The following is a 19,917-nucleotide window of genomic DNA, read 5'->3' on the forward strand; positions in this document are numbered from 1 at the left end:
CCCTCACGGCGCGACCGCCGCACGCGGGGCGGTGCCGGGCGGCCCGGTCAGCAGCGCGCCGACCGCGGCGAGGTCCTCCGCGGGGGTCACGAGCTCGTGCCACGGGACGACGTCCCGGGTCCGGGAGAGCAGGTCGAGCGCGGCGCGCAGGTGGCGCGGCTCGTAGTTGTGCACGCCGGTCACGGTGAGCCAGCCGCGCACGACCCGTTCGGGGTCGAGCGGCACCGCGGGGCCGGGCGCCACAGAGCCCGCGAGGACCAGGCGACCGCCGACGTCGAGGACGTCGAGGGCGCGAGCGACGGCGGCGCTCGCGCCCGAGAGCTCGATCGCGACGTCGACGAGACCCACCGGCTCGTCGGTGGCACGCGCGGACGTCGCGCCGAACCGGAGCGCGAGGACGCGGCGGCCGGGGTCGGGGTCGGTCACGACGACCTCCGCGGCGCCCGCGTCCCGTGCCGCAGCGACGGCCGTGATGCCGAGCATCCCCGCGCCGCTGACGAGCACGCGCCGTCCGTCGAGCGGTCCTGCCGCCTCGACGGCCGCCATGACGGTGGCGGTCGCGCAGCCCGCGGGGGCGGCGACCGTGTCGGGCAGGCCGTCGGGCACCCGGGCGAGCGTCGCGCCGTCGGGCAGGACGACGTGGCGTGCGTAGGTGCCGCTGAGGGGCCACTCGGACGCGAACGCCTCGTGCCCCACCTTGCGGACCGCACGGCACTTCGCGCTGCGGCCCGCGAGGCAGCGGTCGCACACGCCGCACGCCACGGTCACGCCCCACACGACGCGGTCGCCCACGGTCAGCGGTGCGCCGTCGTCGCCGAGCGGTGCGTCCGGCCCGAGCCGGACGACCTCGCCCACGGCCTCGTGCCCGAGGACCGACGGGGCGGGCGCCGACCGGCGCCCCGACACCGTGTGCCGGTCGCTGCCGCACACGGTCGTGAGGCGGACGCGGACGAGGACCTCGCGCGGCTTGAGCTCGGGCAGCGGGACCTCGGTCAGACGGACCACGTCGCCGCCCTCCCAGAGCGCGACGGTGGTCAGGTCAGCTGTGCGCGGATCCATCCGGAGAGCCTCTCGATGAGCAGGACGACGACGAACACGAGCAGGACGATCCCGCCGGCCACCTCGAAGTGGAGGGTCCGGATCGCCTCGAAGAGCAGGAAGCCGACCCCGCCCGCGCCGACGATCCCGAGGATCGTGGACGTGCGGATGTTGACGTCCAGGAGGTACAGCGACGAGCCGACGATCGACGGCATGCCCTGGGGGAGGACGGCGGAGAACAGGACCTTCCACCACCCGCCGCCCACGGACCGCACGGCCTCGGCGGCGTCGGTCGGGATCTCCTCGACGGCGTCGGCGACGAGCTTGCCGAGGAAGCCGATCGACCCGATGCCGAGCGCCATCGCCCCCGCGACGGGGCCGAGCCCGACCGCCGCGACGAACACGACCGCGAGGATGAGCTCGGGGATCGCCCGGACGACGAGGATCGTCGTGCGGGCCGCCGCGTGGACCACGGGGTGCGGTGCCACCGTCCGCGCGGCCAGGAGGCCGAGCGGGAGCGACAGGACGACGCCGATGCCGGTGGCGACGAGCCCGATGGCGAGCGTCTGCAGCATCGCCTCCCACAGGGCCGGGCCGAGCGACGTGAGGTCGGGCGGGACCATCCGCCCGGCGACGGCGAACAGGTCGGGTATCGACGTGACGAGCTCGCGCGGGTCGATGTCGAGCCGGACGAACGAGAAGACCGTGAGCGCGAGCGCCGCGGCGCCCGACGCGAGGCGCACTGCCCGGTCGCGGTGGTAGCGCGGCCGCCGCGGCGCGAGCAGCGAGCGCCGGAGGGCCATGGACACCAGCTCCATGGCGGCCACGAGCGCGAGGATCACGGCGACGATCCCGAGCGCCTTGGGGTACACGAGACCGCGCAGCGCGTCCTGGAGCGCGAACCCGATGCCGCCGGCCCCGACGAACCCGAGCACGACGGACGTGCGGAGGTTGATGTCGACGCGGTAGACGAACGCGGAGATCCACGACGGCACCACCTGGGGCACGACGCCGTTGAGCAGCTCGCGCAGCCGGCCGACGCCCACGCTGCGGACCGCCTCGCGCGGCCCGGGGTCGGCGTCCTCGATCGCGTCGGCGAAGAGCTTGCCGAGCATCCCGACGGAGTGCAGCGCGAGCGCGAGGACGCCCGGCAGGATGCCGAGGCCCAACGCCCGGACGAAGAGCACGGCGAACACGAGGTCCGGCACCGCGCGGCAGAACGTGATGACTCCGCGGGCGACCGTCGCCACCAGGGGGTGCGGCGTCGTCGTGCGCGCGGCGAGGAACGCGAGCGGCACGGACAGGACCGTGGCGAGCACGGTGCCGAGGAACGCCATGAGGACGGTGTCGAGCGCGAGCGTCGCGACGCGGGCCGGGTCGTCCAGCCGCGGCGGCATCATCCGCTCGACGAGGTTCGCCACGTCCTCGCCGCCCGCGACGAGCGTCGGGAGGTCGAGGCCGATCGACGACGCGGCGACGAGGGTGAGCAGCACCGACCCGCCGGCGAGCCAGCGCAGCGTGCGCTGCTGCCGGGTCCGCCGGGGCCGTGCGGGGAGCGCGCCGCCGGGTCGGCCGTCCGGGGGCGACGAGGCGGACCACGCCGGTGCCCGCAGCGGACGGTCGGGCGCCGGTGCCGGGGCCGTCACGCGCTCGCCCCGACGGCCACGGGCTCGGCCGGCGTCCCCGGCGCGACGCGCCGGTAGATCGCCATCGCCTCGTCCTTGGTGAGCCCGGCCGCAGGGCGGTCGAGCACCTTCTCTCCGTGCCGCAGACCGACGAGGCGGTCCGCCCAGCCGAGCGCCAGGTCGACCTGGTGCAGCGTGCACACCACGGTCAGCCCCTCCTCGGCGCACACGCGGACGAACAGGTCCATCACGGCGCCGGCGTTCTCGGGGTCGAGCGACGCGACGGGCTCGTCCGCGAGGACGAGCTGTGGGCGCTGCATGAGCGTGCGCGCGATGGCGACGCGCTGCTGCTGCCCGCCGGAGAGCGTGTCGGCGCGCTGGTACGCCTGGTCGGCGAGGCCGACGCGCTCGATGTGGGCCAGCGCCTCCGCGCGCATCCGGCGCGGGTACGTCGAGATGCCGTACCGCGGGCCGCGCACGCGACCCAGGCCGCCGACGAGCACGTTCTCGAGGCACGTGAGCCGGCCGACGAGGTTGAACTGCTGGAACACGAAGCCCACCTCGGTGCGCAGGCGGCGCAGCTCGCGCGACGAGGCCCGGTCGACACGCGTGCCGGCCACCTGCACCTCGCCCGACGTCGGGCGGTGCAGGCCGTTCAGGCAGCGCAGGAGCGTCGACTTGCCCGAGCCCGAGAGCCCGAGCAGGACGAGCAGCTCGCCGCGCGCGACGTCGAGGTCGACCCCCGCGAGGGCCGTGGTCCCGTCGAACTCCTTGACGAGACCACGGACGCTCACGAGAGGCTCGCCCGCCGTCGGACGTGCGGGGGAACCGAGGGCGGGAGGCACCGTCAGCCCTCGCACTTGTCGGACTTGGTGAGCGTGCAGACCTCGCGCGTGCCGTCGTAGTCGGCGTCGGCCGCGGGAGCGAAACCCCACGCGTCCTCGTCCGTGAGCAGGCACTCGCCGTCGCAGAAGCCCTGCGACAGCAGGTACTCCGAGTTGGCCTTCTCCGTGATGAGCTCGGTCAGCGTGGCGATGTTCTCCTCGCCGAGCGCGTCGTTGCCGACGAACAGCGACCCGGAGATCTTCGGGGACTTCCAGACCTCCTTGAGGTCGCCCTCGGCGAGGTCGCCCGCGGCGGGCAGCGTCTCCTCGACCATCGACTGCATCGCGAAGCCCGCCTCGCAGTCGCCGGCGGCGACGGCGAGCGCCGACGCGTCGTGGCCGCCCGCGAAGACGGGCTGCACGCCCGCGGCGAGGTCCTTCTCCGTGCCCGACTCGATGACGCCCGCGTCGATCAGGCCCGAGCTCGGGTAGAGGAACCCGGACGTCGAGCCGGGGTCGACGAAGCACACGCTGCGGCCCTCGAAGTCCTCCAGGCCGTCGATGTCGGCGTTGTCGCCCTGCGTGATGCCGAGCGAGTAGTAGCCCGGCTCGGCGCCCTTCTCCTCGATCACCGCGCCGAGCGGCGTGATCGCCGCGTCGTTGTGCGTCGCGATGACGTAGGCGAACGAGCCGAGGAACGCGATGTCGACCTTGTCCGCGATGAGGCCCTCGATGACGCCCGCATAGTCGGACGCCTGGCTCACCTCGACCGTGGCGCCGGTCTCCTCCTCGAGCATCGCGATGATCGGCTCGTAGCCGGCGGCGAGGTCGGTCGAGTTCTCGGCGGGGATCGCACCGAGGCGCAGCACCTCGGGGAAGCCCGCGGCGGTGGTGGTGTCGGACGTGTCCGACGCGGCGCTCGTCCCGCCGCACGCGGAGAGCGTGAGCGCCGTGACGCCGGCGAGCGCCACGGCGGCGAAGGTGGTGGTGGTCGTCTTCATGTCGTCGTCTCCGGTCATGACGTCTTCGAGGGGCGTCCCGGGGGTGGGCGCCGTCGAGGAGTCTGGGAGAGCCGGGAGAACCGCCGGCCCTGGGACGGTGAACGGGGCATGAACGGTCGTTCACCGTCTCGCCAGGTCGTCCGGACAACATGCCGCCATGCCCCCACCGATCGCTGCCACCGCCCCGACCCGAGCGGCAGGAGCCTCCAGCGAGCCCCGCGACGAGCCCCGCGACGAGCCCCACGACGAGCCCCGGAGGGAGATCCGCGACGTGAGCCGCGCGCCCCGCGACTTCACGCTCGACGACATCGTCGCGGTGCTGCCCGACAGGGTCGTCGAGGACGCGCGGGTCGTCGTGCGGGACGGCCGGGTCGTGGACGTGGGCGTGGCTCCGCCGGGGAGCCGGGCGGAGCTCCGCGGCGGTGGCGCGCTGTGCCTGCCCGGGCTCGTCGACGTGCACACCGACGTGCTCGGGCACGAGGCGCGGCCCCGTCCGGGTGCCCGGCTCCCGCTCGACCTGGCGGTCCGCACCGCGACCGACCGCCTCGCGACCGCCGGAGTCCTCACGGCGTTCCACGGCGTCGCCTACGGAGAGCGCACACCCGTCGGGCTGCCCGCGGGCGAGCCCGAGCCCGCGGAGGTGCTCGCGGCGCTCGCGGTCGACGGCGCGCACGACGACGGTGCTCGCGTGCTGCACCGGGTCGACATCCGGTGCCCGTCCGCGGTGGCGGAGCTGCGTGCCGCCCTGGGAGATCGGCCGGCGGACGGCGCGCCCGGGGTCCCGCCGTTCGTGTCCCACGAGGACCACACGCCCGGCATCGGGCAGTACGCGCGTCCCGAGACCATGGAGCGCTGGCTCGTCGAGCGCGCGGGGATGTCTGCGGCCGGTGCGCACGAGCACGTCGCGCGGTGGCGCTCCGACCGGGAGGAACGGTCCGAGGTCGCGGCGTCGACGCTCGACTGGCTCGGCTCCCTCGCCCGCGCGGGTCGGGTCCGTCTCGCCGGGCACGACCCCGAGACGGCCGAGGACGTCGAGGCGCTCGCGGCACGCGGGGGCGCCGTCGCGGAGTTCCCGACGACGCTCGTCGCCGCCCGCGCGGCGCACGCGGCGGGGTTGTCGGTCGTCGCGGGCGCGCCGAACGTCGTGCGCGGGGCGTCCCACACCGCGAACGTGTCGGCCCGTGAGCTCGTCGCGCTCGGTCTGGTCGACGCGCTCGCGTCGGACTACGTCCCGGCGACGATGCTCGCAGCGGTGGACGTCCTCGTGCGCGAGGGGCTCGCGACGCTGCCGCGCGCCGTCGCGCTCGTGACGTCGGGCCCGGCCCGGGCCGCGGGCCTCGACGACCGCGGCTCGCTCGTGCCGGGCGCCCGGGCGGACCTGGTCCTGGCGCGACCGCGCGGTGGGTGGCTCTCGGTCGCGGCGACGCTGCGCTCCCGGGCCTGAGACGGTGCGTGGGTGCCGGGCCCGTCCGTCCGCGCGCCATCGCCGGCGGCCTGCGTGCGACGAGGCCGGAGCGCTCCTAGGGTCGGGAGACGACCGGCCCGACCGCGCCGACGGACGGAGGACGGATGGCCTACCGCGAGCAGGAGCGCACCCTGAGCGCACCGGACGACTGGACCGTGCCCGACCTGGAGCTCGGCGGCACGACCGTCTCACGCGCCAGGACCGTGCACCTCGACGCCCTCTACTACGACACGCCGGACCTGCGGCTGCTCGCCCGCGGGGTGACCCTGCGACGTCGCACGGGTGGTGACGACGCCGGGTGGCACCTCAAGCTGCCGGCACCCGGTGACGCGCGCGACGAGGAGCGCCGACCCCTCGGGAACGGCGGCGGCGAGCTGCCCGAGCAGCTCGCGGGGCCTGACGACGCCCCGCGACCACCGGACGACCTCGTCTCCCTCGTCGCCGGCCTGACGCGTCGCGCACCGCTCGTGCCGGTCGGTCGCCTGCGGACCGAACGACGCGTCGTGGTGCTGCGTGACGCGCAGGGCGCGGGGCTCGTCGAGGTCGCCGACGACCGGGTCGCCACGGAACGGCTCGTCCCCGGCCCGTCGTCGGCGCCCGAGGAGGACGCCGACGCCGCGCCGGGGACGAACGCCGCGCCGGGCCCTGGGCACCGAGGACACCGCACCGACGCGTGGCGCGAGGTCGAGGTCGAGGTCCTGCCCGCCGGGCACGAGACCGACGACCCGCGGTCGCTGCTCGACACGGTCGTCGGCGCGCTCGTCGACTCCGGCGCCCGGACGGAGCCGAGCGGACCGAAGCTCTCCCGCGCGCTCGGCGACGCGGTGCTCGCCGCGCGCGAGGCGCGCACGACCGACCGCGACCGGGACGGCTCGGCGGGCGCCGTCGTCGTGCGCTACCTGCGCGAGCAGGTCGACGCGCTCCTGGACCGCGACCCCGACGTGCGCCGCGACGCGCCGGACGCGGTGCACAAGGCCCGCGTCGCGGCCCGGCGGCTGCGCAGCGCGCTGGCGACGTTCCGGCCGCTCCTCGACCGCGAGGCCACCGAGCCCGTGCGGGACGAGCTGCGCTGGTGGGGACGCGCGCTGGGCGAGGCGCGCGACGCCGAGGTCGCCCGGGACCGGATCCGCGAGGTGCTCGACCGGCTGCCGGACGAGCTCGTGGTCGGGCCGGTGCGGGCGCGCGTCGTCGACGAGCTCGACGCCCGCTACCGGGAGGCGCTGCGCACGGCCGTCGCGCAGATGGGCGAGGACCGCTACCTCGACCTGCTGACGGCTCTCGAGGACCTCGCCGACGACCCGCCCCTCACCGACCGGGCCGCCGACCCCGCCGGGGACGTCCTGCCCGCGCTCGCCCGCACGGCCTGGAAGCGCACGCGCCGTCGGGCCAGGGCCGCGGCAGCGGCGGACGGGGAGCGCCGCGAGGAGCTGCTGCACGACGTGCGCAAGGCGGCGAAGCGCGCCCGGTACGCGGGGGAGTCGATGGCGCCGGCGATCGGCAAGGACGCCGCGCGCTTCGCCCGCCGCCTCGAGGCGGTGCAGGACGCGCTCGGCGACCACCACGACGCGGTCGCGCTCGCGCGGACGCTGCGCGAGCTGGGGATGCGCGCGAACCTCTCGGGGGAGAACGGGTTCAGCTACGGGCTGCTCGTCGGGATCGAGCGCGAGCGCGCCGACCGGGCGCTCGCGGACGGCGACGACGCGTGGGAGAGGGCACGTCGCAGGCGCCACCGCCGCTGGACGAGGGGCTGACCCGCCAGGCCGAGAGGCCGGCCGTCGGCGCCGTGCCGTGGCACACCGTGCGGCACGCGGCTAGCGTGCTGACGGGCGCGGGTCCACCGCGCCGACACGTGGCGCACAGCAGGGAGAGCTGTCATGACGGAGCAGGACCCGAAGAAGGAAGGCGGTCTGGGCGACCTCCTGGGCCAGGCCAAGGAGTTCCTCACCGACGAGCGCATCGACCAGGTCGCGGGAGCGATCAAGGGCGTCGCGCCGGACTCCGTCGACAAGCACGTCGACACGCTGGCCGACAAGGCGAAGCAGGCGAACGGGGACGACGCCGACCGCCGCGACGTCCCGGGCAGGGGAGCCGAGGGGAGCTGACGCCCGACGCCGCGCGCGGTCCCGGAGGTATCCGGTTCGTCCCGCGTGCGCGGGTCGGTACGATCGAGGGGCGCCGTCGACGACGGCGCCCCTTCGAGCGCCCGGCTCCGGCCGCGAGCCTCGATGACCGCTCACCGAGGACGCCACGGCGTCCTCCCGCCTGCAAGGAGCAGCACGTGTCGGACGTCGTCCAGCCACCAGTCACCACCGCCCCCGACCACGGGACCGTCACGGTGGAGACGGCGACGACGGGCACGGAGCTCTTCGCCGACCGCCGCGACGTCGTCGTCGTGCGCGTGAACGGCGCGCTCAAGGACCTCGACACCGCGCTCGCCCCGGGCGACGAGGTCGAGGGCGTCACGATCGACTCGCCCGACGGGCTGTCCGTGCTGCGCCACTCCGCGGCGCACGTCCTCGCCCAGGCGGTCCAGCAGGTGAACCCGGACGCGAAGCTCGGCATCGGGCCGCCCATCACCGACGGCTTCTACTACGACTTCGACGTCGAGACGCCCTTCACGCCCGAGGACCTCAAGGCGCTCGACAAGGCCATGGCGCGCATCGTGCGCGAGGGCCAGACGTTCCGCCGCCGCGTCGTGACCGAGGACGAGGCGCGGGCCGAGCTCGCCGGTGAGCCGTACAAGCTCGAGCTCATCGGGCTCAAGGGCGGCGCGGCGGAGGACACCGAGGGTGCGAGCGTCGAGGTCGGCGGCGGCGAGCTGACGATCTACGACAACGTGCGCGGTGCCGGACGCGAGAGCGAGACCGTGGTCTGGAAGGACCTGTGCCGCGGGCCGCACCTGCCGTCGACGAAGCTCATCGGCAACGGGTTCCAGCTCATGCGCTCGGCCGCCGCGTACTGGCGCGGCAGCGAGAAGAACCCGCAGCTCCAGCGGATCTACGGCACGGCGTGGCCCACCAAGGACGAGCTCAAGGCGTACCTCGAGCGGCTCGCCGAGGCCGAGCGCCGCGACCACCGCCGCCTCGGCAGCGAGATGGACCTCTTCTCCTTCCCGGACGAGATCGGCTCCGGCCTCGCGGTCTTCCACCCCAAGGGCGGCATCATCCGCTCCGAGATGGAGGAGTACTCGCGCAAGCGGCACGTCGAGGCGGGCTACTCGTTCGTCAACAGCCCGCACATCACCAAGGCGAAGCTGTTCCAGGTGTCGGGCCACCTCGACTGGTACGCCGAGGGCATGTACCCGCCCATGCACCTCGACGAGGAGCTGGACGACGACGGCACCGTGCGCCGCGCCGGCCAGGACTACTACCTCAAGCCGATGAACTGCCCGATGCACAACCTCATCTTCGACGCGCGCGGCCGCTCGTACCGCGAGCTCCCGCTGCGTCTGTTCGAGTTCGGCACGGTGTACCGGTACGAGAAGTCGGGCGTCGTGCACGGCCTGACCCGTGCGCGCGGCTTCACGCAGGACGACGCCCACATCTACTGCACGCGCGAGCAGATGCGCGACGAGCTCACCTCGCTCCTCACGTTCGTGCTCGACCTCCTCAAGGACTACGGGCTCGACGACTTCTACCTCGAGCTCTCGACGCGCGACCCCGAGAAGTCGGTCGGCGACGACGCGACGTGGGAGGAGGCGACCCGCACGCTCGAGGAGGTCGCCACGGCGTCGGGCCTCGACCTCGTGCCCGACCCGGGCGGCGCCGCGTTCTACGGGCCGAAGATCTCCGTCCAGGCCAAGGACGCGATCGGGCGCACGTGGCAGATGTCGACGATCCAGCTCGACTTCAACCTGCCGGAGAAGTTCGAGCTCGAGTACACCGCGCCGGACGGCTCGCGCCAGCGCCCGGTGATGATCCACCGCGCGCTGTTCGGGTCGATCGAGCGCTTCTTCGCCGTGCTGCTCGAGCACTACGCCGGTGCCTTCCCGGCGTGGCTCGCCCCGGTCCAGGTCGTCGCGGTCCCCGTCGCGGAGCCGTTCAACGACTACCTGGCCGACGTCGTCGCGCAGCTGCGTGCGCAGGGCATCCGGGCGGAGGTCGACTACTCCGACGACCGGTTCGGCAAGAAGATCCGCAACGCGAGCACGCAGAAGGTCCCCTTCACGCTCATCGCCGGCGGCGAGGACGTCGAGGCGGGGGCCGTGTCGTTCCGCTACCGCGACGGCCGCCAGGACAACGGCGTGCCGGTCGCCGAGGCGATCGAGCGCATCGTGACCGCGGTGCGCGACCGCGTCCAGGTCTGACGCCGCGGTGGGGGACGACGCGAGAGGACGGTCGGGAGTGGACGGCGACGCGACGGTCGAGCCGCCGGGGGACCACCCGCGGTTCGACGACGGTCTCGAGCGGCTCTGGACGCCGCACCGCATGGTGTACGTCGGTGGGCAGGACAAGCCCACCGACGACACCGCGGGGCAGTGCCCGTTCTGCCGCATCCCGTCCCGCTCCGACGAGGACGGGCTGATCGTCGCGCGGGGTGAGGCCGCCTACGCCGTGCTCAACCTCTACCCGTACAACCCCGGCCACCTCATGGTCGTGCCCTACCGGCACGTCTCGGCCTACACCGACCTCACGGAGGCGGAGACGGCCGAGGTCGCGGGGCTCACGCAGACCGCGATGCGCGTCGTGCGCGCGGTGTCCGGGCCCGACGGCTTCAACCTGGGCATGAACCAGGGGGCAGTCGCCGGCGCGGGCATCGCCGCGCACCTGCACCAGCACGTCGTGCCGCGGTGGACGGGCGACGCGAACTTCCTGCCCGTCGTCGCGCACACGAAGGCCGTGCCCGAGCTGCTCGCCGACACGCGCGCGAAGCTCGCCGCGGCGTGGCCCGCGGCCGGTCACGACGACCCGACCGCCGGCACGCCGACGGGAGGGGACGCCTGATGTTCGGCCGCCTGCGCGCCCTCACGACCCGCCTGTTCACCCCGCTCGCCGCCCTCTTGCTGCGCCTCGGCGTGAGCCCCGACGCGGTGACCGTCGCGGGGACGCTCGGCGTCGTCGTCGGGGCGCTCTGGCTCTTCCCGACCGGCCACCTGTTCGCCGGGACCATGGTCGTCATGGTCTTCGCGTTCTCCGACGTGCTCGACGGCGTCATGGCCCGCCGCGCCGGCCGGTCCGGGCCGTGGGGCGCGTTCCTCGACTCCACCCTCGACCGGCTCGCGGACGCCGCCCTGTTCGCGGGGCTCCTGCTCTGGTTCGTGCGGGCCGACGACGCGCGCCTCACGCCCGACCTCGCCGCCTGGGGGACGTGCGTCGCGCTCGCGTGCCTCGCGCTGGGCGCCGTCGTGCCGTACGCCCGCGCGCGGGCCGAGAGCGTGGGCATGACGGCGCAGGTCGGGATCGCGGAGCGCGCCGACCGGCTCGTCGCGGCCCTCGTGGCGGCGGGGCTCGTCGGGCTGGGTGTGCCGCCCGTCGTGCTGGTCGTCGTCCTCGGCCTGCTCGCCGTCGCGAGCGCCGTGACGATCGTGCAGCGCGTGGCGACGGTACGCCGCCAGGCGCTCGCGCTCGCCGCCGGCGACGACGGACGGACCGACGAGACGGAAGGTGCCCGCTGACGATGGGGATCGACACCGGCAAGGCCTTCACCTTCGCGTGGCGCAACGCCCACAAGGTGCCCGAGCCGATCCTGCGCGGCGTGTTCACCGCCGTCGCGGACGTCACGTGGCTCCTGCGCGGCGGGGGTGTCCGCCAGCTCGAGAAGAACCTCGCGCGCGTGCGCCCGGGCCTGGGCGACCGGGCGCTGCGACGGCTGTCGCGCGCCGGCATGCGCTCCTACATGCGGTACTACCGCGAGGCGTTCACGCTGCCCGCGTGGACGCCCGAGCAGGTCGCGGCGCGTGTGCGCGTGATCGGCGAGCAGAACCTCCGTGAGCACCTCGACGGCGACCGCAGCCCTGTGCTCGCGCTCTCCCACCAGGGCAACTGGGACCTCGCGGGCGCGTGGGCGACGCGGCACCTCGCACCGGTCCTCACCGTGGCCGAGCGGCTCGAGCCGGAGGAGGTGTTCCAGGAGTTCCTCGCGTTCCGGACCGGGATCGGTCTCGAGATCCTCGCGCTCGGCGACGGCGACGTCTTCCGGGAGCTCGTGCGCGGGGCACGCCGCCCCGGGCGGATCATCCCGCTCCTCGCCGACCGCGACCTCACCGCGCGGGGCGTCGAGGTCGACCTCTTCGGGCGCCGGGCCCGGGTGGCCGCCGGGCCGGCGGCCCTCGCGGTCACGACCGGGGCGCCGCTGATCCCGGCGGGCATCTCCTACGAGCGCCTGCGCGGTGCCCGACGCCGCGCGGCCGGGACCCCGTGGGGGATCGTCATCCGCTTCTTCCCGAGCGTCGAGGTTCCCGCGGACGTCCCCCGCTCCGAGCGCGTCGCCGCCGCGACCCAGGGCTGGGTCGACGCCCTCTCCGTGGCTCTCGGAGAGCGCCCCGAGGACTGGCACATGCTCCAGAAGGTCTTCGTCGAGGACCTCGACCCCGAGCGGTACGCCCGGACGCAGGCGGCGGCGGGCGAGCGCCCCGCCACCGTGGACGAGCACCCCGCCGCCACGGCACAGGGCGACCCGGAGCCCGCCGCATGAGCCTGCGCGTCGGCATCGTGTGCCCGTACTCGTTCGACGCACCGGGCGGCGTGCAGTTCCACGTGCGCGACCTGGCCGAGGCGCTCATCGCCCAGGGCCACGAGGTCTCCGTGCTCGCGCCCGCGGACGACGACACCCCGGTCCCCGAGTACCTCACCCCCGTGGGCGGCGCCATCCCGGTGCGCTACAACGGGTCCGTGGCACGCGTGACGTTCGGCCCGCGGACGATCGGCCGCGTGCGGCGCTGGCTCGACGCCGGCCGGTTCGACGTCCTGCACCTGCACGAGCCCGTCAACCCGTCCCTGTCGATGAGCGCGCTCTGGACGGCGCAGGGACCCATCGTCGCCACGTTCCACACGTCGCTCGTGCGCTCGCGCGCGCTGCAGGTCGCCTACCCGCTCGTGCGGCAGAGCCTCGAGAAGATCGACGCCCGCATCGCGGTCTCGGAGGACGCGCGGCGCACGCTCGTCGAGCACCTCGGCGGGGACGCCGTCGTCATCCCCAACGGAGTCTACGTCGACACGTTCGCGGACGCCACGCCGCAGCCCCGCTGGCAGGGGACGCCGGACGCGCCGACCATCGGGTTCCTCGGCCGTCTCGACGAGCCCCGCAAGGGTCTGCCCGTCCTCACCGACGCGATCCCGCGCATCCTCGCCGAGGTGCCCGGCGCGCGCTTCCTCGTCGCCGGCCGCGGCGACGCCGGCCGCGACGAGGCCGTGGCGGCGCTCGGCGAGCACGCGTCGTCGGTCGAGTTCCTCGGCGGCGTGAGCGACGAGGACAAGGCGAGCATGCTCGCCTCCGTCGACCTGTACATCGCCCCCCAGACCGGCGGGGAGAGCTTCGGCATCGTGCTCGTCGAGGCGATGAGCGCGGGTGCGTGCGTCGTCGCGAGCGACCTCGGCGCCTTCCGCCGCGTGCTCGACGACGGGGAGGCCGGAGCGCTGTTCCCCGTCGGGGACGGGGCGGCGCTCGCGGCGACGGTCGTCGAGGTCCTCGCCGACGCCGGACGACGCGAGGCCTTCCGCGACCGGGCGCGGGAGTTCGTCCGGCGCTTCGACTGGTCCGCCGTCACCGCGGAGGTGCTCGCCGTGTACGAGATGGTCCTCGCCGCGTCCGAGGCGGTCATCCCGGTGCACGAGGACCCGCGGTCGCGCCGCGGCGGCCGCCTGCTCGGACGAGCGCGCGGCGACCGGGACGAGGAGGCACGCGCGTGACCTGGTCGGAGATCGCCATCCTCGTCGTGGCCGTCGCGGTGCTCGTCGGCTGGCTCCTGTGGGTCGCCGCGTCGCGGCTCGACCGCCTGCACCGCAAGGTCATGGCCTCGCGGCTCGCGCTCGACGCCCAGCTCGTGCGGCGGGCGTCCGCCGCCGTCGACCTCGCGGCGTCTGCCGAGCTCGACCCGGTGACCTCGGTGCTCCTCGCCGAGGCCGCGCACGCCGTGCTGGACGACGACGCGGACGCGCGGCGTCTCGTCGAGAGCGTCCCGGGGCTCGGGACGCAGGACGCGCCGCGCCCGAGGCGGCTGCTCGGCGGCATGGCGCCGTCGCGCGCTCTCGCCGAGTCCGACCTGTCGGCGACGCTGCGCTCGGCCCTCGAGGACGCGGAGGACGTCGCGGAGCTGCGCGACGACCCGGCCGGCGACGAGCTCCTGCGCAACCTCTCGGCGGCCTGGTACCGGGCCCAGCTCGCGCGCCGCTTCCACAACGAGGCGGTCGCCCAGGCGCAGCGCGTCCGGGGCAAGTGGTGGGTCCGGCTGTTCCGCCTCGCGGGCCATGCGCCGATGCCCGCGACCGTCGAGCTCGACGACGCCTGGCCGCCCGGTCTCGGGCGTCCTCTGGAGCCCGCGGCCGGCACCTCCTGAGCATCGAGGGCCCGGACGCGCCGCAGTAGGATGGTCGTGGTGTGCGAGCATGTGCCCGCCACCGCGCACGCACCGCTCCCACCGGCGTCTCTCCTCCTGTCGGGGCCGCGGCGCGACCCGCGGAGGCCCGGCCGTCCGCCTCGCGACGGCCGTGCGCTCCCTCGAACCGAACGTGTGAGGTACCGGTGACCAACGTGTCCGAGCAGAACGTCCCCGCCGAGAACGTCCCCGCAGGTGCCGCGGCCGCGGCGGGCGGTGCCGTGGGTACCGCGAAGGTCAAGCGCGGCATGGCGGAGATGCTCAAGGGCGGCGTCATCATGGACGTCGTCACCCCCGAGCAGGCGAAGATCGCCGAGGACGCCGGCGCCGTCGCGGTCATGGCGCTCGAGCGCGTCCCTGCCGACATCCGCGCCCAGGGCGGCGTCTCGCGCATGTCGGACCCCGACATGATCGACGGCATCATCGCGGCCGTCTCGATCCCCGTGATGGCGAAGGCGCGCATCGGGCACTTCGTCGAGGCGCAGGTGCTCCAGTCGCTGGGCGTGGACTACGTGGACGAGTCCGAGGTCCTCACCCCGGCGGACTACGCGAACCACATCGACAAGTGGCAGTTCACCGTGCCCTTCGTGTGCGGCGCGACGAACCTGGGTGAGGCGCTGCGACGCATCACCGAGGGCGCGGCGATGATCCGCTCCAAGGGCGAGGCCGGCACCGGCGACGTGTCGAACGCGACGACCCACATGCGGACCATCCGCGGCGAGATCCGTCGCCTCACGTCGCTGCCCGAGGACGAGCTGTTCGTCGCCGCGAAGGAGCTGCAGGCGCCGTACGAGCTCGTCAAGGAGGTCGCCGCCACCGGCAAGCTGCCGGTCGTCACGTTCACCGCCGGGGGCATCGCGACCCCGGCGGACGCGGCGATGATGATGCAGCTCGGCGCCGAGGGCGTCTTCGTGGGCTCCGGCATCTTCAAGTCGGGCAACCCGGCGGAGCGTGCCGCGGCGATCGTCAAGGCGACGACGTTCTACGACGACCCGGACGTGATCGCCAAGGTGTCCCGCGGCCTCGGCGAGGCCATGGTCGGCATCAACGTCGACGACATCCCCGTGCCGCACCGCCTCGCCGAGCGCGGCTGGTGACCCTGCTCGCGCACGTGCCGACGCCGCCGGGACCGGGCCGCCGGGCGTCGCGGTGACGGACCGGACGGACGCGCCGTCGTCCCTGGGCCCCGACTGGGTGCTCGGGGACGACGGCCTCTACTTCCGGCGCGGCGCGCGCGTCGTGCTGCTCGACGACGCCGACCGCGTGCTCCTCGTCCGGGGGCACGACGTCGACCAGCCCGAGCGGTCGTGGTGGTTCACCGTCGGCGGCGGCATCGACGACGGCGAGGACGACGCCGCGGCTGCCCTGCGCGAGGTGCGCGAGGAGACCGGGATCGCGCTCGACCCCACGGCGCTCGTCGGGCCGGTCTACACGCGCAGCGCGGTCTTCGACTTCTACCGGCAGCACTGCCGCCAGGACGAGGTCATCTACCTCGCGCGGCTGCACGGCGAGGTCCTCGCGGGCGAGGAGCTCAGCCGCGACGGATGGACGGACGTCGAGCTCGACGTCGTCGACGAGATGCGGTGGTGGGACCTCGACGAGCTCGCGCGCGTCGACATCGAGGTCTTCCCCGAAGGGCTCGTCGACCTCGTGCGGCCCCTGCTCCGCGGCTGGGACGGAGTGACCCGGCACCTCGGGCTCGCGCGCGAGCACTGACTCCCGCGCGGTGCCGCGCGCCCCGGAGCAGTGCCGGGCAGGGCCGGGCAGGGCCGGGTAGGGCAGAGCGGGGCCGCCGGGTTCAGGCGCGGCGCGCCACGACGCGCCACACGATGCCACCCAGCAGCAGGCCGAGCCCGAGCAGCCCGCCCCCGATCGCGACGATCCACAGCAGCACCGTGCCACCCACGGTCGCGAAGAACTCGCCGAAGCGCCAGCCCTCCGTGACGACGAAGGACTCGGCACCCGTGCCGTCGGTGGTCGTGACCGACACCGTGCACGTGCCGTCGCCGGTCGCCGTGAACTCCGCGACGGTCTCGGCCGACGTCGTGCCCGCACCCGACGAACCGGTCACGGCCGGCGCGTCGACGAGCAGGGAGGTGCCGTCGCACGTCACCGTGACGTCGCCCGCGGCGAAGGCCGTGTCCCCGGGGCCGCCGACCGCCCAGACGGTGTAGGGCTCCCCGTCGGTGACGGCGACGTCCGCCTCGCCCGGCACCGCGCCGGACGCGATCGCCGCCGACCCCGGCGAACCCCCGCTCTCGACGACGCCGGTCGGGATCGCGCGCAGGAACAGGGTCACGCCGAGCACCCCGGCGACGAGCGCGCCCACGAGCACGACGACACCCGCGACGATGAGCACCGTCGCCCCGCGAGGCGGGCGACGCGGCGTCGACGACGCCGGGGGCGGGCCGCCCCACGCGGGCGCGGGGGCGCCGTACGGGGGACCGGGCTGCGCAGCAGAGGGGTACGTCACGCCGACGACCCTATCGGCCGACGTATCATCACCCCTCGTGACGATCACGATCGGGGTCCTCGCCCTCCAGGGCGACGTGCGCGAGCACCGCACCGCGCTCGAGTCCGCGGGCGCCCGCACCGTCGGCGTGCGCCGACCCGAGGAGCTCGCGCAGGTCGACGGGCTCGTGCTCCCGGGCGGCGAGTCGACGACCATCGACAAGCTCCTGCGGATCTTCGAGCTCGACGAGCCCCTGCGGGCGCGCATCGCCGAGGGCCTGCCGGTCTACGGCTCGTGCGCCGGCATGATCCTGCTCGCCGACCGCATCCTCGGCGGCACCGCCGACCAGCGCACGATCGGGGGCCTGGACGTGACCGTGCGACGCAACGCGTTCGGTCGCCAGGTGGACTCGTTCGAGACCGACCTCGCCGTCGCCGGGCTGCCCGGGGACGAACGCCCGGTCCACGCGGTGTTCATCCGCGCACCCTGGGTCGAGGACGTCGGACCGGGCGTCGAGGTCCTGGCCCGCATCCCGGACGCGAGCACGCCGGGGATCCCCCACGCAGCCGCCGGTAGGATCGTCGCAGTACAGCAGGGACCGCTGCTCGCCACGTCGTTCCACCCGGAGATCTCCGGCGACGCGCGCGTGCACGAGCGGTTCGTCCAGATCGCGAAGGGGTAGGAACGCATGTCAGGGCACTCCAAGTGGGCCACCACCAAGCACAAGAAGGCGGCCATCGACGCCAAGCGCGGCAAGCTCTTCGCGAAGCTCATCAAGAACATCGAGGTCGCGGCGCGCACCGGCGGCGGTGACCTGGCCGGCAACCCGACGCTCTTCGACGCCGTCCAGAAGGCGAAGAAGTCGTCCGTCCCGAACGACAACATCGACCGCGCCGTGAAGCGCGGGTCCGGCGAGGGCGCCGACGCCGTCGACTACCAGACGATCATGTACGAGGGCTACGGTCCCAACGGCATCGCCGTCCTCGTCGAGTGCCTCACCGACAACAAGAACCGCGCCGCCGCAGAGGTGCGGACCGCGTTCTCCCGCAACGGCGGCAGCCTCGCCGACCCGGGCTCGGTCTCCTACCTGTTCTCGCGCAAGGGCCTCGTCGTCGTGCCCAAGGCAGACGGCGTCACCGAGGACGACGTGATGCTCGCCGCGCTCGACGCGGGCGCCGAGGACGTCACCGACTCCGGCGAGGTCATCGAGGTGCTGTGCGAGGCGAGCGACCTCGTCGCCGTGCGCACCGCCGTCCAGGACGCGGGCCTCGAGTACGACTCCGCCGACTCCGTGTGGCACCCGTCCATGGAGGTCGAGGTCGACGCCGAGGGCGCGCGCAAGATCCTGCGCCTCATCGACGCGCTCGAGGACAGCGACGACGTGCAGAACGTCTACGCGAACTTCGACGCGTCGGACGAGGTCATGGCGGAGCTCGAGAACGACGACTGAGCGCAGGCCTTCCCGCCTCGCTCACCCTGGGTGCGTGACGGGGTGGGGTGCGCGCGGTCTACCATCCGCGTCGCTCGTCCCTCGCGCCGCTCCCGCCAGGCCCGCCACGACCGCGCGCACCCCACCCCGCCACGCTGCTGTCGGCTCGCCGGCCGCGTCGTGCGCCGGAAGTGTCGCTCTCTCGTGAAAGGGTGACGGGGTGCGCGTGCTCGGAGTGGACCCTGGACTGACCCGGTGCGGCGTGGGGGTCGTCGACTCGCTGCCCGGGCGCAAGGCCGAGATGGTGGCCGTCGGGGTGCTGCGGTCGGACCCGGAGATCAGTGTGGACCTGCGGTTGCTGCGGATCTCGGAGCGGCTCGACGCGTGGCTCGACGAGCACGTGCCCGACGTCGTCGCGGTCGAGCGCGTGTTCGCGCAGAACAACGTCGGCACCGTGATGGGGACCGCGCAGGTCGCCGGGCTCGCGATGGTCGCGGCGGCGCGCCGTCGGGTGCCGGTCGCGCTGCACACGCCGTCGGAGGTCAAGGCCGCCGTCACGGGGAGCGGGCGGGCCGGCAAGGAGCAGGTGCAGCGCATGGTCGCGAGCATCCTCGGGCTGGCGGAGCTGCCGAAGCCGGCCGACGCCGCCGACGCGCTCGCGCTCGCGATCTGCCACCTGTGGCGGCCCTCCGGCGCGCTGCAGGGCGGCGAGCGGCACGAGCTCACCCCCGCCCAGCGCGCGTGGGCGGCCGCGGAGCGCACGGCGCGCCGCGGACGTGCGTAGCCGCGTCGGACCCCCGGGCTAGAGTGACCCGTCGTACACCTGTTCGTACCGCTCGTGCCGTGACTCGTTCCGCGCGGGCACGCCCGTCCGCCGTGCCCCACGGGCCCGGTGGCCGTCGATCGGAGGACCCTGCGTGATCGCGTCGCTGAGCGGGACGGTGGCGAGCGTGCAGCTCGACCGGGCGGTGCTCGAGGTCGGGGGAGTGGGCTACCTCGTGCACGCCACGCCCGCGACGCTGGCCACGCTGCGCGTGGGGGAGACCGCGCGGCTCGCCACGAGCCTCGTCGTGCGCGAGGACTCGTTCACGCTCTTCGGCTTCGCGGACGACGACGAGCGCTCCGTCTTCGAGACCGTGCAGACCGTCAGCGGGGTCGGCCCGCGTCTCGCGCTCGCGATGCTCGCCGTGCACACGCCCGACGCGCTGCGGCGTGCCGTCGCGGGCGCGGACATCGCCGCGCTCGTCCGCGTCCCCGGCATCGGGAACAAGGGCGCCCAGCGCATCGCGCTCGAGCTCGGCGACAAGCTGGGCGCGCCGACGGGGGCCGACGCGCCCGCCACGGGATCCGGGACCGGTGCGTCGGCCACCGTCGACGACCGCCGGGACCAGGTCGTCGAGGCTCTCGTCGGGCTCGGCTGGAACGTCAAGGCGGCCGACGACGCCGTCGCGACGGTCCTCGCCCATGCCGGGGTCGACGTCGTCGAGACGGCAGACGTGGCGGGCGCCCTGCGCGCGGCGCTGCGCGTGCTCGGCGGACAGCGAGGCTGA

General features: G+C 74.7%; 20 protein-coding genes. 15 read left to right on the plus strand and 5 right to left on the minus strand.

Translation table 11 applies throughout. The features are described from left to right. Positions 1–3 precede the first annotated feature (3 nt). Genes V5D56_RS13415 through V5D56_RS13430 form a run of 4 tightly spaced genes read right to left on the minus strand, consistent with a single transcriptional unit; the run spans position 4 to position 4,506 of the window. A complete protein-coding gene (locus V5D56_RS13415) occupies positions 4–1,059 on the minus strand; it encodes a zinc-binding dehydrogenase (protein ID WP_435735801.1) in 1,056 nt (351 codons plus the stop codon). Continuing rightward, a complete protein-coding gene (phnE, locus tag V5D56_RS13420; RefSeq protein WP_435735802.1) occupies positions 1,035–2,684 on the minus strand; it encodes a phosphonate ABC transporter, permease protein PhnE in 1,650 nt (549 codons plus the stop codon). Before phnE ends, V5D56_RS13415 begins: the two co-directional genes overlap by 25 nt. Next, positions 2,681–3,457 (minus strand): phosphonate ABC transporter ATP-binding protein, encoded by a 777-nt coding sequence (gene phnC, locus V5D56_RS13425; protein ID WP_435735803.1) that lies wholly within the window; start codon positions 3,455–3,457, stop codon positions 2,681–2,683. The genes phnE and phnC overlap by 4 nt, the downstream gene beginning before the upstream one ends. A gap of 53 nt (positions 3,458–3,510) precedes the next feature. After that, a complete protein-coding gene (locus tag V5D56_RS13430; protein WP_435735804.1) occupies positions 3,511–4,506 on the minus strand; it encodes a phosphate/phosphite/phosphonate ABC transporter substrate-binding protein in 996 nt (331 codons plus the stop codon). 253 nt (positions 4,507–4,759) lie between these two features. On the opposite strand from V5D56_RS13430, the gene V5D56_RS13435 reads away from it, so the two are divergent. From V5D56_RS13435 to V5D56_RS13485, 11 genes are all read left to right on the plus strand, one after another. Next, positions 4,760–5,932: an alpha-D-ribose 1-methylphosphonate 5-triphosphate diphosphatase gene (locus tag V5D56_RS13435; protein ID WP_435735805.1), complete on the plus strand. Its 1,173-nt coding sequence runs from the start codon at positions 4,760–4,762 to the stop codon at positions 5,930–5,932. A gap of 125 nt (positions 5,933–6,057) precedes the next feature. Next, positions 6,058–7,704 (plus strand): CHAD domain-containing protein, encoded by a 1,647-nt coding sequence (locus tag V5D56_RS13440; protein WP_435735806.1) that lies wholly within the window; start codon positions 6,058–6,060, stop codon positions 7,702–7,704. A gap of 123 nt (positions 7,705–7,827) precedes the next feature. Then, a complete protein-coding gene (locus V5D56_RS13445) occupies positions 7,828–8,055 on the plus strand; it encodes a hypothetical protein (protein WP_435735807.1) in 228 nt (75 codons plus the stop codon). 233 nt (positions 8,056–8,288) lie between these two features. Beyond that, entirely contained in the window at positions 8,289–10,259 is a 1,971-nt protein-coding gene (gene thrS / locus V5D56_RS13450) for a threonine--tRNA ligase (RefSeq protein WP_435739037.1), read from the plus strand. A 37-nt stretch (positions 10,260–10,296) separates the two neighbouring features. After that, positions 10,297–10,896 carry an HIT family protein gene (locus V5D56_RS13455; RefSeq protein WP_435735808.1) on the plus strand — a complete coding sequence of 200 codons (600 nt, stop codon included), beginning with the start codon at positions 10,297–10,299 and terminating at the stop codon, positions 10,894–10,896. Next, positions 10,896–11,567 carry a phosphatidylinositol phosphate synthase gene (pgsA, locus tag V5D56_RS13460; RefSeq protein ID WP_435735809.1) on the plus strand — a complete coding sequence of 224 codons (672 nt, stop codon included), beginning with the start codon at positions 10,896–10,898 and terminating at the stop codon, positions 11,565–11,567. The genes V5D56_RS13455 and pgsA overlap by 1 nt, the downstream gene beginning before the upstream one ends. A 2-nt stretch (positions 11,568–11,569) precedes the next feature. Then, positions 11,570–12,586: a phosphatidylinositol mannoside acyltransferase gene (locus V5D56_RS13465; protein ID WP_435735810.1), complete on the plus strand. Its 1,017-nt coding sequence runs from the start codon at positions 11,570–11,572 to the stop codon at positions 12,584–12,586. 2 nt (positions 12,587–12,588) lie between these two features. Continuing rightward, positions 12,589–13,800: a glycosyltransferase family 4 protein gene (locus tag V5D56_RS13470; RefSeq protein ID WP_435739038.1), complete on the plus strand. Its 1,212-nt coding sequence runs from the start codon at positions 12,589–12,591 to the stop codon at positions 13,798–13,800. Next, positions 13,797–14,447, plus strand: a complete 651-nt coding sequence (locus tag V5D56_RS13475; RefSeq protein WP_435735811.1) for a hypothetical protein — start codon at positions 13,797–13,799, stop codon at positions 14,445–14,447. The genes V5D56_RS13470 and V5D56_RS13475 overlap by 4 nt, the downstream gene beginning before the upstream one ends. 260 nt (positions 14,448–14,707) lie before the next feature. After that, complete coding sequence (pdxS, locus tag V5D56_RS13480; protein ID WP_435739039.1) at positions 14,708–15,583, plus strand: pyridoxal 5'-phosphate synthase lyase subunit PdxS; 876 nt, start codon at positions 14,708–14,710, stop codon at positions 15,581–15,583. A gap of 52 nt (positions 15,584–15,635) precedes the next feature. After that, a complete protein-coding gene (locus V5D56_RS13485) occupies positions 15,636–16,202 on the plus strand; it encodes an NUDIX hydrolase (protein ID WP_435735812.1) in 567 nt (188 codons plus the stop codon). A gap of 82 nt (positions 16,203–16,284) precedes the next feature. Here the strand turns inward: V5D56_RS13485 and V5D56_RS13490 are convergent, their stop codons facing one another. Further along, complete coding sequence (locus V5D56_RS13490; RefSeq protein ID WP_435735813.1) at positions 16,285–16,959, minus strand: hypothetical protein; 675 nt, start codon at positions 16,957–16,959, stop codon at positions 16,285–16,287. Between the two features lie 37 nt (positions 16,960–16,996). Here V5D56_RS13490 and pdxT point away from each other — a divergent pair, with 37 nt between their 5' ends. The 4 genes from pdxT (at position 16,997) to ruvA (ending at position 19,917) form a co-directional block, all read left to right on the plus strand. Beyond that, complete coding sequence (gene pdxT / locus V5D56_RS13495) at positions 16,997–17,620, plus strand: pyridoxal 5'-phosphate synthase glutaminase subunit PdxT (RefSeq protein WP_435735814.1); 624 nt, start codon at positions 16,997–16,999, stop codon at positions 17,618–17,620. A 6-nt stretch (positions 17,621–17,626) separates the two neighbouring features. Then, entirely contained in the window at positions 17,627–18,388 is a 762-nt protein-coding gene (locus V5D56_RS13500; RefSeq protein WP_435735815.1) for a YebC/PmpR family DNA-binding transcriptional regulator, read from the plus strand. 199 nt (positions 18,389–18,587) lie between these two features. Continuing rightward, a complete protein-coding gene (gene ruvC, locus V5D56_RS13505; RefSeq protein ID WP_435735816.1) occupies positions 18,588–19,151 on the plus strand; it encodes a crossover junction endodeoxyribonuclease RuvC in 564 nt (187 codons plus the stop codon). Positions 19,152–19,284: 133 nt separating this feature from the next. Beyond that, positions 19,285–19,917, plus strand: coding sequence for a Holliday junction branch migration protein RuvA (gene ruvA / locus V5D56_RS13510; protein ID WP_435735817.1), 633 nt, complete (start codon positions 19,285–19,287; stop codon positions 19,915–19,917).

This window comes from Cellulosimicrobium sp. PMB13, from assembly GCF_051294865.1.
Taxonomy (GTDB): domain Bacteria; phylum Actinomycetota; class Actinomycetes; order Actinomycetales; family Cellulomonadaceae; genus Cellulosimicrobium.

What these genes read in the sequence shown, in the direction of transcription:
- V5D56_RS13445 (WP_435735807.1), top strand. Translation starts at nt 7,828, where the DNA reads ATGACGGAGCAGGACCCGAAGAAGGAAGGCGGTCTGGGCGACCTCCTG.
- V5D56_RS13465 (WP_435735810.1), top strand. Translation starts at nt 11,570, where the DNA reads ATGGGGATCGACACCGGCAAGGCCTTCACCTTCGCGTGGCGCAACGCC.
- pgsA (WP_435735809.1), top strand. Translation starts at nt 10,896, where the DNA reads ATGTTCGGCCGCCTGCGCGCCCTCACGACCCGCCTGTTCACCCCGCTC.
- V5D56_RS13440 (WP_435735806.1), top strand. Translation starts at nt 6,058, where the DNA reads ATGGCCTACCGCGAGCAGGAGCGCACCCTGAGCGCACCGGACGACTGG.
- V5D56_RS13430 (WP_435735804.1), bottom strand. Translation starts at nt 4,506, where the DNA reads ATGACCGGAGACGACGACATGAAGACGACCACCACCACCTTCGCCGCC.
- V5D56_RS13500 (WP_435735815.1), top strand. Translation starts at nt 17,627, where the DNA reads ATGTCAGGGCACTCCAAGTGGGCCACCACCAAGCACAAGAAGGCGGCC.
- V5D56_RS13415 (WP_435735801.1), bottom strand. Translation starts at nt 1,059, where the DNA reads ATGGATCCGCGCACAGCTGACCTGACCACCGTCGCGCTCTGGGAGGGC.